Origin of the sequence: Buchnera aphidicola (Aphis nasturtii), assembly GCF_005083345.1 — a bacterium.
Lineage (GTDB): Bacteria > Pseudomonadota > Gammaproteobacteria > Enterobacterales > Enterobacteriaceae > Buchnera > Buchnera aphidicola_R.
Genome location: NZ_CP034888.1, coordinates 527,464 through 541,454 on the forward strand (window position 1 = coordinate 527,464; position 13,991 = coordinate 541,454).

14 protein-coding genes, 2 tRNA genes and 2 rRNA genes are annotated in these 13,991 nt (G+C 29.8%); 5 read left to right on the forward strand and 13 right to left on the reverse strand.

What is annotated here, in order from left to right:
- Window positions 1–48: 48 nt before the first annotated feature.
- Window positions 49–702, forward strand: a complete 654-nt coding sequence (gene adk, locus D9V63_RS02445) for an adenylate kinase (RefSeq protein WP_158369066.1) — start codon at window positions 49–51, stop codon at window positions 700–702.
- An 8-nt stretch (window positions 703–710) separates the two neighbouring features.
- Here adk and D9V63_RS02450 read toward each other — a convergent pair.
- Window positions 711–784: transfer RNA gene (locus tag D9V63_RS02450), tRNA-Arg, on the reverse strand.
- A gap of 125 nt (window positions 785–909) precedes the next feature.
- On the opposite strand from D9V63_RS02450, the gene folD reads away from it, so the two are divergent.
- A complete protein-coding gene (gene folD, locus D9V63_RS02455; RefSeq protein WP_158369068.1) occupies window positions 910–1,767 on the forward strand; it encodes a bifunctional methylenetetrahydrofolate dehydrogenase/methenyltetrahydrofolate cyclohydrolase FolD in 858 nt (285 codons plus the stop codon).
- A 9-nt stretch (window positions 1,768–1,776) separates the two neighbouring features.
- On the opposite strand, the gene cysS is transcribed toward folD, so the two are convergent.
- A complete protein-coding gene (gene cysS / locus D9V63_RS02460; RefSeq protein WP_158369070.1) occupies window positions 1,777–3,171 on the reverse strand; it encodes a cysteine--tRNA ligase in 1,395 nt (464 codons plus the stop codon).
- Between the two features lie 256 nt (window positions 3,172–3,427).
- Between cysS and ybeD the strand changes: the two genes are divergently transcribed.
- Entirely contained in the window at window positions 3,428–3,691 is a 264-nt protein-coding gene (gene ybeD, locus D9V63_RS02465) for a DUF493 family protein YbeD (protein WP_158369072.1), read from the forward strand.
- 129 nt (window positions 3,692–3,820) lie between these two features.
- Here the strand turns inward: ybeD and cspE are convergent, their stop codons facing one another.
- The 7 genes from cspE to D9V63_RS02500 all read right to left on the reverse strand — a co-directional run bounded on the left by cspE (window position 3,821) and on the right by D9V63_RS02500 (window position 9,730).
- A complete protein-coding gene (gene cspE / locus D9V63_RS02470) occupies window positions 3,821–4,030 on the reverse strand; it encodes a transcription antiterminator/RNA stability regulator CspE (RefSeq protein WP_009874442.1) in 210 nt (69 codons plus the stop codon).
- A 279-nt stretch (window positions 4,031–4,309) separates the two neighbouring features.
- Window positions 4,310–4,425: ribosomal RNA gene (gene rrf / locus D9V63_RS02475) — 5S ribosomal RNA — on the reverse strand.
- A gap of 116 nt (window positions 4,426–4,541) precedes the next feature.
- Window positions 4,542–7,452: ribosomal RNA gene (locus D9V63_RS02480) — 23S ribosomal RNA — on the reverse strand.
- A 153-nt stretch (window positions 7,453–7,605) separates the two neighbouring features.
- Window positions 7,606–7,677 (reverse strand) — tRNA-Glu (locus D9V63_RS02485).
- A gap of 144 nt (window positions 7,678–7,821) precedes the next feature.
- Entirely contained in the window at window positions 7,822–8,652 is an 831-nt protein-coding gene (aroE, locus tag D9V63_RS02490) for a shikimate dehydrogenase (RefSeq protein WP_158369074.1), read from the reverse strand.
- Window positions 8,645–9,217 (reverse strand): Sua5/YciO/YrdC/YwlC family protein, encoded by a 573-nt coding sequence (locus D9V63_RS02495; protein WP_158369076.1) that lies wholly within the window; start codon window positions 9,215–9,217, stop codon window positions 8,645–8,647. The genes aroE and D9V63_RS02495 overlap by 8 nt, the downstream gene beginning before the upstream one ends.
- Before the next feature lie 39 nt (window positions 9,218–9,256).
- Window positions 9,257–9,730: a DUF494 family protein gene (locus tag D9V63_RS02500; RefSeq protein ID WP_158369078.1), complete on the reverse strand. Its 474-nt coding sequence runs from the start codon at window positions 9,728–9,730 to the stop codon at window positions 9,257–9,259.
- Between the two features lie 162 nt (window positions 9,731–9,892).
- Here D9V63_RS02500 and def point away from each other — a divergent pair, with 162 nt between their 5' ends.
- Both def and fmt read left to right on the forward strand, forming a co-directional pair.
- On the forward strand, window positions 9,893–10,402 hold the full coding sequence (gene def / locus D9V63_RS02505; RefSeq protein ID WP_158369080.1) for a peptide deformylase: 510 nt from the start codon (window positions 9,893–9,895) through the stop codon (window positions 10,400–10,402).
- 16 nt (window positions 10,403–10,418) lie between these two features.
- Window positions 10,419–11,366 (forward strand): methionyl-tRNA formyltransferase, encoded by a 948-nt coding sequence (gene fmt / locus D9V63_RS02510; RefSeq protein ID WP_158369082.1) that lies wholly within the window; start codon window positions 10,419–10,421, stop codon window positions 11,364–11,366.
- A gap of 85 nt (window positions 11,367–11,451) precedes the next feature.
- On the opposite strand, the gene rplQ is transcribed toward fmt, so the two are convergent.
- The 4 genes from rplQ to rpsK all read right to left on the reverse strand — a co-directional run bounded on the left by rplQ (window position 11,452) and on the right by rpsK (window position 13,985).
- Complete coding sequence (rplQ, locus tag D9V63_RS02515; RefSeq protein WP_158369084.1) at window positions 11,452–11,862, reverse strand: 50S ribosomal protein L17; 411 nt, start codon at window positions 11,860–11,862, stop codon at window positions 11,452–11,454.
- A gap of 62 nt (window positions 11,863–11,924) precedes the next feature.
- Window positions 11,925–12,914, reverse strand: coding sequence for a DNA-directed RNA polymerase subunit alpha (locus D9V63_RS02520; protein ID WP_158369085.1), 990 nt, complete (start codon window positions 12,912–12,914; stop codon window positions 11,925–11,927).
- Window positions 12,915–12,946: 32 nt separating this feature from the next.
- A complete protein-coding gene (rpsD, locus tag D9V63_RS02525) occupies window positions 12,947–13,567 on the reverse strand; it encodes a 30S ribosomal protein S4 (protein WP_158369087.1) in 621 nt (206 codons plus the stop codon).
- Window positions 13,568–13,592: 25 nt separating this feature from the next.
- On the reverse strand, window positions 13,593–13,985 hold the full coding sequence (rpsK, locus tag D9V63_RS02530) for a 30S ribosomal protein S11 (RefSeq protein WP_158369089.1): 393 nt from the start codon (window positions 13,983–13,985) through the stop codon (window positions 13,593–13,595).
- Window positions 13,986–13,991 lie beyond the last annotated feature (6 nt).

Below are 13,991 nucleotides of genomic sequence, written 5' to 3' on the forward strand. Positions count from 1 at the left end.
TATAGTAGTAATCTGGATCTTACAACTATTTGAAAAATAAAAATAATTATGCATATTATTTTATTAGGTGCGCCAGGCACTGGAAAAGGTACTCAATCTAAATTTATTGCAAAAAAATATAAAATTCCACAAATATCTACGGGAGATATATTGCGAGAACATATTGAATTAAAAGATGCAATTGGAAAAAAAATATTAAATATTCTAAAAAACGGCGAATTAGTTTCAGATGATATTGTTTGTAATCTTATCTATAAAAAAATCAACCAAAAAAATTGCACTAAAGGTTTTTTATTAGATGGGTTTCCTAGAACCATTACACAAGCAAAATATATATCAAATTTAGGTATTAAGATACATTTTGTTTTTGAATTTATTGTGCCAGATGAATTAATCTTTCAAAGAATATCAGGAAGAAGAATACACATACAATCAGGTAGAACCTATCATATCTTTTTTAATCCTCCTAAAGAAGAAGGGAAAGATGATATTACTAAAGAACAGCTTATTATAAGAGAAGATGATAAAATTGAAAGTATTAAAAATAGACTTAAACATTATAAAAAAAATAATAATGAATTAACTAAATATTACTTAGAAGAAAACAAATTAAAAAAATTGAAATTTTTTCAAGTTGATGGAACAAAAAAACCTGATATTATTAAAAAAGAAATAGAAACATTAATAGAAAATAAAAATTAATTTATTTTTGCGTTCTACAGGATTCGAACCTGTGACCTACGGCTTAGAAGGCCGTTGCTCTATCCATCTGAGCTAAGAACGCATAAAATATAATATAAAATTTAACATTAAAATAATATATATGCAACTAAATTAACATTATGCTTTAAAAATATATTAATGCTAAATAATTTTTGAATTATATAAATAAATATGAGTTATTAAACAATGCCAGCAATAATTATAGATGGTAATAAAATCGCAAAAATTTTGGAAATAAACATTTCAAAAAAAATAAAAAACAGAAAAAAAAATGGAAAAAGAATTCCAGGATTAGCAATGATTATCATAGGGAACAACTCTGCTTCTCAAATTTATGTAAATAAAAAAATATTAGCTTGTAAAAATGTTGGATTAATTTCTAAACATTGGCATTTCCCAAGTACTATCAACGAAGATTCAATATTAAATCTTATTGATAAACTGAATCATGATACAAATATAGATGGTATTTTAATTCAATTACCTATCCCGAAGAAAATAAATCATTTTAAAATTTTTACAAGTATTAGACCGGACAAAGATGTAGATGGATTTCATCCATATAATACAGGATTATTATGTCAAAGAAATCCTACCTTAAGATCTTGTACACCCAAGGGAATAATTACAATGTTAAATTATATGAAGATTAAAACACATGGACTTAATGCGGTTGTGGTAGGAGCATCTAATATAGTAGGAAGACCTATGAGCATGGAATTATTACTAGCAGGGTGCACAACAACTATTACCCATAGATTTACTAAAAATTTAAAAAATCATGTAAATAACGCTGATTTATTAGTTGTTGCTGTTGGAAAACCAAAATTTTTAAAAGGACATTGGATAAAGAAAAATGCTATTGTAGTTGATGTTGGAATTAATCGATTACCAAATGGTACGATAGTTGGTGATGTTGACTTTAAATCAGCATTTTTAAAAGCATCTTATATAACTCCAGTTCCAGGAGGAGTTGGTCCGATGACTGTTGTAACGTTACTGCAAAACACATTAGAAGCTTGTGAAAAATATCATGATATGTAAAATTTTCAATTAACTATTTTTGTATCTCCAAAATGTTTTATCATTATAATCTTCTAAAATTACATTTAATTTACTTATTTCATTACGTAATTGATCTGCTTCTTTCCAAAGTTTTAGTTGTCTAGAAATATTTCTTTTTTCAATCAAAATTTCAATTGTTTTTATTTTATCTTGACTAAAAAAAGATTTCTTTTGTAAAAAATCTTCAGGTGTTTCCAATAAAAAATTTAAAGTAATAGCTAATTTTTTTAATCTAAAAGCAAGTAAATTAGATTTATATAAGTTACTTTGTTTAAAGTAGTTAATTTTTTTAGCTAATTTTATTAAAATAAAAAATGCTTTTGGAGTATTAAAATCATCATTAATTGCATCATAAAATAATAATTCTAAATCTATACCTTCTGTAGAATTAGAAATAGGATCTGTATTATATAATGCGTTATATAAATATCTTAACGATGATTCCGCTATTTTCAAATTTTTTTCAGAATAATAAATAGGATGACGATAATGCGTGGATAAGAAAAAATAACGTAATACTTCAGATTGATATTTAAGTAAAACATCTTTTAAGAAATATGCATTACCTAAAGATTTAGACATTTTTTGATCGTCTATTATCACCATTCCAGAATGCATCCAAAAATTAATTCTGAATTTATTATTAAAACATTTTGATTGAGATATTTCATTTTCATGATGAGGAAATAAAAGATCCGAACCACCTCCATGAATATCTATATAATTTTTAAAAACAACATTTGTAATAGCTGTACATTCAATGTGCCATCCAGGTCTACCCTTTCCCCAAGGGGATTCCCAGAAAAATTTATCTTTTTCTTTAGATTTTTTCCAAAGTACAAAATCTAATGGATTTTTTTTAATTTTACTTGAAGTAAAACATGTTCTAGAAATTAGATCTTTTAAAGATTGACGAGACAAAGAACCATATGATTTATCACTATCTATTGAAAAAACAACATCACCTTCACTATTGATATATGCATTTTGATTTTTGATTAATTTTGTAATAATCTCAATTATATCATGAATATGATCTGTAACTCGTGGTTCTTGATCAGGTAAATCAATTCCTAAACGAAAAAAATCTTGTTTCATTGCATTAATCATTTCATTTGAAAAATGTTTAATATCTATATTTTTTTCTAAAGATTTTAAAATAATTTTATCATCAACATCTGTAATATTCCTGATATATTTTACTTTTAAACCTAAATGTCTTAAATAACGTACTATCATATCAAAAACAACAAAAGTACGTGCATGACCAATATGGCAAAAATCATAAACAGTAACACCGCAAACATATAAATTAATTTGTTTATTTTTAATAGGTATAAATTTTTCTTTTTTTCTAGTTAATGTATTAAAAATTTTTAACATAATTTTCCTATAAAAAAATTTAAAAAAATAATATAAAATATATTATTTTCTATATTGTCAATATGATAAACTAATTATATTATCCATAATTTTAATAGATTAAAATTTTTATATATTTTAATTAAATTTTAAAATAGATAAAATACTTTAATATATATTAAATTTTTAAAATAATTATATATCTTTTATAGAATGTTTTATGAAATTTATTCTAAAATTAGAAATATTTTATGAAAAATAAAACCAGGATTAATTAATGAAGACAAAATTACGAGAAATGTTAAAATTCCCTTGTTTTTTTACTTATAAGATCATTGGTTTAGCAAAACCTGAACTTATTGATCAAGTAATAAAAGTCATTCAAATTCAGATTCCTGGAGATTATACACCTCAAGTTAAATCAAGTAACAGGGGCAATTATATTTCTATTTCAATTACAATATGCGCTAAAAACTTCAAACAAATTGAAAGATTATATCATGATATTAGTCAGATAAATATGGTTAGAATGGTCTTATAAAGAAATATATAAATAGCATATGAATTATAAAATGTATTTTCATATAGTACAGCTCGATAAAGAGCCGTACTAAAAAAGATATGTAATTGTCATCTACATTTATTTTATATTTAAAAAAATATAGATACCCTACAAACTAATAACATTAGCAGCAGATGGTCCTTTTGCTCCTTCAGTAATTTCAAACTCAACACTTTGACCTTCTGCTAAAGTTTTAAATCCATTACTTTGTATAGCTGAAAAATGAACAAATACATCTTTACTTCCATCTTCTGGAGTGATAAAACCAAAACCTTTAGATTCATTAAACCACTTAACATTGCCTTTAATCTTGGACATCTATATTACCTTCACATAAAAATATACTAAATTAAAAAACGAACTAAAATAATTATAAATGATTTTTATCACAACAAGATAAAAAATCAAAAATAACAGAAAATTTTTAATAGATTAACATGTAAATCTATTGTTAGCTAGAAAGTAATGTATTTAAAAAATAATTTTTATAAAAATTTCATTTTTTATATAATATTAAATATTTTATAATGACTTATTTTTTAAAAAATCTTTTTTTAAATATAAAAAAACCCGAAAAAATTTTTTCGGGTTTTTTATACCTGGAACTTACCTACTCTCACACGGGGAGACCCCGTACTACCATCGGCGATGCAGCGTTTCACTTCTGAGTTCGGAATGGATTCAGGTGGTACCACTGCACTATTTTTACCAGGGAATTTTATTTTTATAATGCTATTATAATATATATATATATTAATACAACAATAAATTCAGCAAAACAAGCTTTATTATTAAATTTATTTGATTTAAAAAACACCTCTGGTGTTGTAAGGTTAAGCCTCTCGGGTCATTAGTACTAGTTAGCTCAACATATTACTATGCTTACACATCTAGCCTATCAACGTCGTAGTCTTCAACGTCCCTTCAGTAAACATTTCTGTTTCAGGGAAGATTAATCTTGGGGCAAGTTTCGTGCTTATATGCGTTCAGCACTTATCTTTTCCGCATATAGCTACCGGGCGATGCCATTGGCATGACAACCCGAACACCAGTGATGCGTCCACTTCGGTCCTCTCGTACTAGAAGCAGCCCCCCTCAATCTTCCAACGCCCACGGCAGATAGGGACCGAACTGTCTCACGACGTTCTAAACCCAGCTCGCGTACCACTTTAAATGGCGAACAGCCATACCCTTGGGACCTGCTTCAGCCCCAGGATGTGATGAGCCGACATCGAGGTGCCAAACACCGCCGTCGATATGAACTCTTGGGCGGTATCAGCCTGTTATCCCCGGAGTACCTTTTATCCGTTGAGCGATGGCCCTTCCATTCAGAACCACCGGATCACTAAGACCTGCTTTCGCACCTGCTCGCATTATCATGCTCACAGTCAAACTGGCTTATGCCTTTGCACTAAACTCACGATGTCTGACCGTGATTAGCCAATCTTCGTACTCCTCCGTTACTCTTTGGGAGGAGACCGCCCCAGTCAAACTACCCACCAGACACTGTCTCTACACCGGATAACGGCGCTAGGTTAGAATACCGAATTTTCAAGGGTGGTATTTCAAGGTTGGCTCCACTAGAACTAGCGTTTTAGTTTCTTAGCCTCCCACCTATCCTACACATGAGAATTCAGAATTCAGTGTCAAGCTATAGTAAAGGTTCACGGGGTCTTTCCGTCTTGCCGCGGGTATACTGCATCTTCACAGCAATTTCAATTTCACTGAGTCCCAGGTGGAGACAGCCTGGCCATCATTACGCCATTCGTGCAGGTCGGAACTTACCCGACAAGGAATTTCGCTACCTTAGGACCGTTATAGTTACGGCCGCCGTTTACCGGGGCTTCAGTTCAGAGCTTTAAGTTTCCTTTAACTCCTTCGATTAACCTTCCGGCACCGGGCAGGCGTCACACCGTATACTTCCACTTTCGTGTTTGCACAGTGCTGTGTTTTTAATAAACAGTTGCAGCCAGCTGGTATCTTCGACTAACTTTAGCTCGAGGAGAAAATCCTTTCACTTAAATTAGCGTGCCTTCTCCCGAAGTTACGGCACTATTTTGCCTAGTTCCTTCACCTGGGTTCTCTCAAGCGCCTTAGTATTCTCTACCTAACCACCTGTGTCGGTTTTGGGTACGATTTAATTTTATCTGAAGCTTAGAGGCTTTTCTTGGAAGCGTGGTATTAGTTACTTCATCACCTTAATGATTCGTCATCGTGCCTCAGATTAAAGATAACCGGATTTGCCTAATTATCATACCTACACACTTAAACCAGGATAACCGTCACCTGGATAACTTAACCTTCTTCGTCCCCCCTTCGCAATAAAAATAAGCACAGGAATATTAACCTGTTGTCCATCGACTACGCTTTACAGCCTCGCCTTAGGGGTCGGCTTACCCTGCCCCGATTAACGTTGGACAGGAAACCTTGGTTTTTCGGCGAGCAGGTTTTTCACCTGCTTTATCGTTACTCATGTCAGCATTCGCACTTCTGATACCTCCAACATACTTTACAATATGTCTTCGACGGCTTACAGAACGCTCCCCTACCCAGCAAAAAATTAATTTTTGCTGCCGCAGCTTCGGTGCATAGTTTGAGCCCCGTTACATCTTCCGCGCAGGCCGACTTGACCAGTGAGCTATTACGCTTTCTTTAAATGATGGCTGCTTCTAAGCCAACATCCTGGCTGTTTATGCCTTCCCACATCGTTTCCCACTTAACTATGACTTTGGGACCTTAGCTGGCGGTCTGGGTTGTTTCCCTTTCCACAACGAACGTTAGCACCCGCTGTGTGTCTCCCGTGATAACATTCTACGGTATTCGGAGTTTGCATCGGATTGGTAAGCCGGGATGGCCCCCTAACCGAAACAGTGCTCTACCCCCGAAGATGAATTCACGAGGCGCTACCTAAATAGCTTTCGGGGAGAACCAGCTATCTCCCGGTTTGATTGGCCTTTCACCCCTAGCCATAGGTCATCCGCTGATTTTTCAACATCAGTCGGTTCGGTCCTCCAGTTGGTTTTACCCAACCTTCAACCTGCCCGTGGCTAGATCACCGGGTTTCGGGTCTGTATCCTGAAACTTAACGCCTATTTAGGACTCGGTTTCCCTTCGGCTCCCCTATTCGGTTAACCTTGCTACAGAATACAAGTCGCTGACCCATTATACAAAAGGTACGCAGTCACATTTCATAATTCCAAATGCTTCCACTGCTTGTACGTGCACGGTTTCAGGTTCTATTTCACTCCCCTAGCCGGGGTTCTTTTCGCCTTTCCCTTACGGTACTAGTTCACTATCGGTCAGTCAGGAGTATTTAGCCTTGGAGGATGGTCCCCCCATATTCAAACAGGATTTCTCGTGTCCCGCTCTACTTTTCGAACCCACAAAATATTTTATTTCGTATACTGGGCTATCACCATGTATCGCTGAATTTTCCAAAATCATTCTACTATAAAATATTTTGATTATGGTTCTGGGCTGTTCCCCTTTCGCTCGCCACTACTAAGGGAATCTCAGTTGATTTCTTTTCCTCAAGGTACTTAGATGTTTCAGTTCCCTTGGTTTGCTTTATTAATCTATTTAATTCAATTAATAATGATACGAATGTATCGGGTTTCCCCATTCGGACATCGACGGTTATATCGCTTCATATCAGCTTACCGACGCTTTTCGCAGATTAGCACGTCCTTCTTCGCCTCTGACTGCCAAGGCATTCACCATACACGCTTATTTACTTAACCTTACAACCCACAGGTGTTTTTTAAAATAAAAAATTATATGCTTGTTTTCCGAATTTTTAAAGAGCTTTATTTATATATGTTTTAACACTTTTTAAAGAATAACACAATAATTTAAATTAGTACATAATTAATTTTAAAAAATTATTTTTATTTCGTCCCCTAGGGGATTTGAACCCCTGTTGCCGCCGTGAAAGGGCGATGTCCTAACCTCTAGACGAAGGGGACTTTATAGATAAAAAATTAGGTTTTAATAAGTTTATAATAATACAGATCGAAAAAAAAGAGTCAAGTATTTTCTTTAATATACAGTAAATATATAAAAATTTTATTTATATATTATTAATATTTCAAATAACTTTATATAAAAAACTATTTTTTATTTAATAAATCAATAATATAATCTATCTTTGGTAAAATACCATGCCATTTTAGAAAAGAATGAGCTGCTTGAAAAACCAGCATTCCTGTCCCGTCTGAAACATACTTCGAATTCATATTTTTACACCAATTAATAAAAGATGTACTTTTTGATCCATAATTCATATCGTAAAAAAAAGTTTTAGAAGAAAATAAATATGATGGAATAAAGATATTTTTATATCGAATATTTCTAGATAATCCATTAATTACTAAATCAAAACAAGTATTTTTTAAACTATCTTTTTTAAATATTTTAATATTTCCATATTTTCTGAATTGATTAACTAAATTGATGGCATTTAAATCTGTTCTATTCAAGATATAAACTGAACATCCAAGTGATAAAATTGATAAAAGAATACCCTGAACTGCGCCTCCTGCTCCTAATATTAATATAGAAAAATTTTTTTTTATGAATTTTAATCTAGTCAAATCAGATAATAATCCAATACCATCAGTATTATCTCCTAAAATATATCGATTATTTACTTTTTTTAATGTATTTACAGATTTAGCAATCTGCGCTCTTTTACTTAATTTATCACAAAAAAAATATGCTTCTTGTTTAAAAGGAGAAGTAATATTTGCCCCTTTAACATTACTTTTAAAAAAATTAGAAACTAATAAAGAAAATTGATCTAATGGAATATTTATAGCTTTATAAAAATGTAAAATTCCAGTTTGTTTAGCGAAAAGATTATGAATTTCTGGAGATTTACTGTGATTAATAGGATTTCCAAATAAAGCATAATTAAAGTTTTCATTTTGATATTTACGCATAACGAACTAACTTTCCATTCATAATATTAATTATTTTCGAAGGATTTTTCTCGTTTCCTATATTACCGTTTAACAATGGAAAATGTTTTCCAAAATTTTCTAAAACACTTTCCCTAGTAAGACATGGGGGCATGTTAGTGAAATTTGCACTTGTTGATATTAATGGTTTTCCAAATACAGTGCATAATTTAACTATACTTAAATGATTGCTGATACGAATTGCTACAGTATTATATTTACCAGTTAACCAATAAGGAGTTGAAGAATTTGATGGAACTAAAAGCGTAAAAGGTCCTGGCCAATAATTAAACATATTTTTTTTTTGTTCTACTGATATTTGAGTTTCATCGATATATTTATTTACTTGACTATAATTTGCAGCTACTAATATAAAACCTTTCTTTAAACTTCTTTTTTTTAAATTTAATAAGTTTTTAACAGCTATTTGACTATCAGGATCGCATCCCAGTCCAAACATAGATTCTGTAGGATATGCAATAATTTTTTTGCAATATAATTGTTGTATACAATGTATTAATGAATTTAAATGAAAACTTTTTCTCATTGAATAATTCTCATATAAAAATATTATCTATTTACAAGCTTAATGTATTATTTTTGTAGTAAAATTAAATAATAATTTTTCAAGTCTTCTATAAACTATTTCGCATCCTGGAGTGTTAAATAAAACAATTAAAATAATCCATTTTAAATCTTCTAAATTTAACTGATTAATCTCTAAATCCATGATTTTTTCAATAATTATCTCTCTTGTATTTAAAGTTAATATTTCTAATTGCTCTAAAAATAATATAAAACCACGACAATCAGCGTTCAACTTGAACAATTCTGCTTTATTATAAATTCGTGTTGAAATTTGATCTGAAGTCAAACTTATAGATAAAAAATTATTTTTTTTATAAGAAGATAAATTTTTTAACCATCTTAATGCATTATAAATATCTTTTTTTTGAAAACCTATATCTGATAAATCATTGATTAAATTATCATAATCAATAGATATTTCTGATTCACTATACACGCAAGTTTCAAATAAATATATTAATATTTCAAACATTATATCCTCAATTAAATATTAAAAAAATTTGCATATTTAATAACGCTTTATATATTAATTTTTATCAAAACTTTAATTATTTAATATATAAAACTTTATAATATATTAAAAGAGTTTATACTATAAAATTAAATAATTTTACATAATAATATAAATAAATATATGTCTGTTTTAAAAATATTACAATATCCAAACCCAAAATTAAGACTTATTGCAAAACCAGTTAATATAATTACAAAAGAAATAAAAAAATTAACTTGTAATATGCTAGATACTATGTATGAAAAAGAAGGAATTGGTTTAGCAGCAACACAAGTGAATGTACAATTACAAATTGTAGTTATTAGCAAGGAAAATTTTAAAAAAGATCATTTAATACTTATTAATCCTAAAATTATTGAAAAAAAAGGAAATATTAGTATTCAAGAAGGATGTTTATCTATTCCAGAATACCGTGCTTTTATACCGAGATCAGATTATATCAAAGTCAAAGCTATAAATTTATTCGGAAAAGAAATAGAAGTAGAAGCAAAATCAATATTATCTATTTGTATACAACATGAAATTGATCATTTACAAGGAAGATTATTTATAGATTATTTATCGTTGTTAAAAAGAGAAAGAATTGAAAAAAAATTTAAAAAATATAGAAAAAAAAATAAGATATCTTAAAAGGATATGAACTAACTTGAAAACACTAAAAATTATTTTTGCTGGAACGTCAAATTTTTCTGAAAAATATTTATCTGCTTTAATATATTTACAATATAGCATCCAAGCTGTAATTACTCAGCCAGATCGTCCATGTGGAAGAGGACAAAAAATAATTTTTTCTCCTGTAAAACAAACAGCAATTAAAAAAAATCTTCCTATTTTTCAACCATTAAGACTAAATGATAAGAATTTTCAAAAGATATTATCAAGTTTTTCTGCAGAATTGATGATAGTAGTTGCATATGGACAAATAATACCTCAAAAAATATTATCTATGTTCCCAAAAGGATGTATTAACGTTCATGCTTCGCTATTACCTCGATGGAGAGGAGCATCTCCTATTCAATCAGCTATTTTATTTGGAGATAAAAAAACTGGTGTAAGCATTATTAAAATGAATAATAAAATTGATTCTGGAAATATAATAATGTTAAAGGAATGCTTAATATCTCCTCAAGAAACATCAGAAACATTATCTTTAAAATTAATTAAAATTGGTATTAAAATATTAATAAAAACTTTATTTCAAATTAAAAATAATATTTTTACAGAAACTCAACAAAATGAAAAATATGCAACTTTTTCAAAAAAAATTCTTAAAACAGATGCATTATTAAATTGGAACAAAAACGCTGATTTTTTAGAACGAATAATACGTGCTTTTAATCCTTGGCCAATATGTTATTTTATTATGGATAAAATACCTATTAAAGTTTGGCAGGCAAAAGTCATAAAAAATACTCATCATAATTGTTCGATAGGAGAAATTATTTCTATTAACAAATATGGTATGCAAATAAATACAAAAAATAATATATTAAATATTGAAAAAATACAGCTACCTGGTAAAAATATCGCAAACATACAAGAAATAATACTTTCAAAAAAACATAATTTTAGATGTGGGAAAATACTATTATAGAAATATTTTCATTTATTTTTAAATTAAAAAACCAGCAAACGGTCAATTTCCGTTTGCTTACTGAATATCATTAATAATATTTATTTTATCTAGAATCAATTTTTAATGTTTTAATATCGCTTTTCTTTGTATTTTTTTTAACACGATCAACAAGTTCAATATAAGCCATAGGAGCTTTATCTCCAGATCGAAATCCGCATTTTAAAATACGAGTATATCCACCACATCTATTTGAAAAGATAGGACCTAAATTTTGAAATAATTTAGCGACTACTTCATTATTTCTAATTCTTGAAAAAACTAATCTTCTACGAGCAACATTATCTATTTTTGATAAAGTAATCATAGGCTCGACAACACGACGAAGTTCTTTTGCTTTTGCTAATGTAGTTTTTATAATTTCATTAATTAATAATGCACATGCCATATTTTTAAATATGGCACTACGATGACTACTATTGCAATTGAGATGACGACCGATTTTACGATGTCTCATAATTTTATACCTTTATAAATCGTATTAATAATAAATTAACGTACAAGTGTCATAATAAAAAATTATTCTTCTATAATATTTAATGGAGGCCATTTTTCTAATTTCATTCCAAGAGATAAATTGCGCGAAGCTAATATATCTTTGATTTCAGTTAATGATTTTTTTCCTAAATTAGGCGTTTTTAAAAGCTCTACTTCAGTTTTTTGTACTAAATCACCTATATAGTGTATAGATTCAGCTTTAAGACAGTTAGCAGATCGTACAGTTAATTCTAAATCATCTACAGGGCGTAATAAAATAGGTTCAAATTCAGGTTTTTCTTCTTTTACTTCCGGCTCTTGAACATCTCTTAAATCAACAAATGCTTCTAATTGTTCTGATAAAATAGTTGCTGCACGTCTTATAGCTTCTTCAGGATCAATTGTTCCATTTGTTTTCATTTCAATAATTAATTTATCTAAATCAGTTCTTTGTTCAACTCGTGCAGCTTCAACATTATAAACGATTCGATTTATAGGGCTGTAACATGCATCTACTAATAAACAACCGATTGGTCTTGATTCATCTTCTATATGTACTCGAGATGAAGCTGGAATATAACCTCTTCCACGTTGCACTTTAATTCTCATTTGAATAGAAGCATTTTTATCTGTTAAATGACAAATAACATGATGTGGTTTTATAATTTCAACATCATTATCATGTATAATATCTGAAGCAGTAACACAACAAATACCTGTTTTTTGGAGAGTGATAAAAACTTCGTCTTTTCCATGTAACTTAACTGCTAATCCTTTTAAATTTAATAAAATTTCTAAAATATCTTCTTGAATTCCTTCTTTAGTACTATACTCGTGTAATACACCATCAATTTCTACTTCTGTTACAGCACAACCTGGCATGGAAGATAATAAAATTCTTCGTAATGCATTGCCAAGTGTGTGACCAAAACCTCTTTCTAATGGTTCTAATGTAACTTTAGTATGAGTTGAAGTAATTTGCTCAATATCAACTAAACGTGGCTTTAAAAACCCTATAATAGAACTCTGCATAATAAACCTCTATATCTAACAGTAAACTCTTATTACTTAGAATAAAGTTCCACGATCAAATGTTCATTAATTTCTGCAGACAAATCTGAGCGCTCAGGAAATCGTTTAAAAATTCCTTCCATTTTGATCAAATCTACTTCCATCCAAATAGGTTTTTCTCGTTGTTCAGTTAGTTCTAAAGCGGCTTTTATGCGAGATTGACTCTTTGATTTATCTCTAATAGATATACGATCATTAGGAGACACTTGATATGATCCAATATTAACAATATGATTATTTACTTGAACAGATTTATGATTAATTAATTGTCTTGATTCAGAACGTGTACATCCAAATCCCATACGATATACTACGTTATCAAGTCTTCTTTCTAGAATTTGTAATAAATTTTCTCCAGTATTACCTTTTAACCGTGAAGCTTTCTTATAATATATTCTAAATTGTCGTTCTAAAACACCATAAAGACGACGTACTTTCTGTTTTTCGCGTAATTGAATAGCATAGTCAGATAACCTAGGTTTTCGAAGACCATGTTGTCCAGGTGGATGTTCTAATTTACATTTTGATTCTATTGAACGAAATCCAGATTTTAAAAATAAATCGGTTCCTTCACGTCGACTTAATTTTAATTTAGGACCTAAATATTTTGCCATTTGATTCTCCAATAATTACTAAAATTTACACACGACGTTTTTTAGGAGGACGGCAACCATTATGAGGAATAGGTGTCACATCAGTAATATTTGTAATACGAAATCCAGCAGCATTTAAAGCTCTAATAGTAGATTCTCTTCCTGGACCAGGACCTTTTACCATAACTTCTAAATTTTTTATACCATAATCTTTGACTATTTCTGCACAACGTTCAGCTGCAATTTGTGCTGCAAAAGGAGTTGATTTTCTTGATCCTCTAAAACCAGAACCTCCAGAAGTTGCCCATCCTAAAGAATTTCCTTGCCGATCAGTAATAGTTACAATGGTATTATTAAATGAAGCATGAATATGAGCAATACCATCGATTATTTGTTTTTTTACACGTTTACGTGTCCGAACAACTGAATTTTTTACCATAATTAA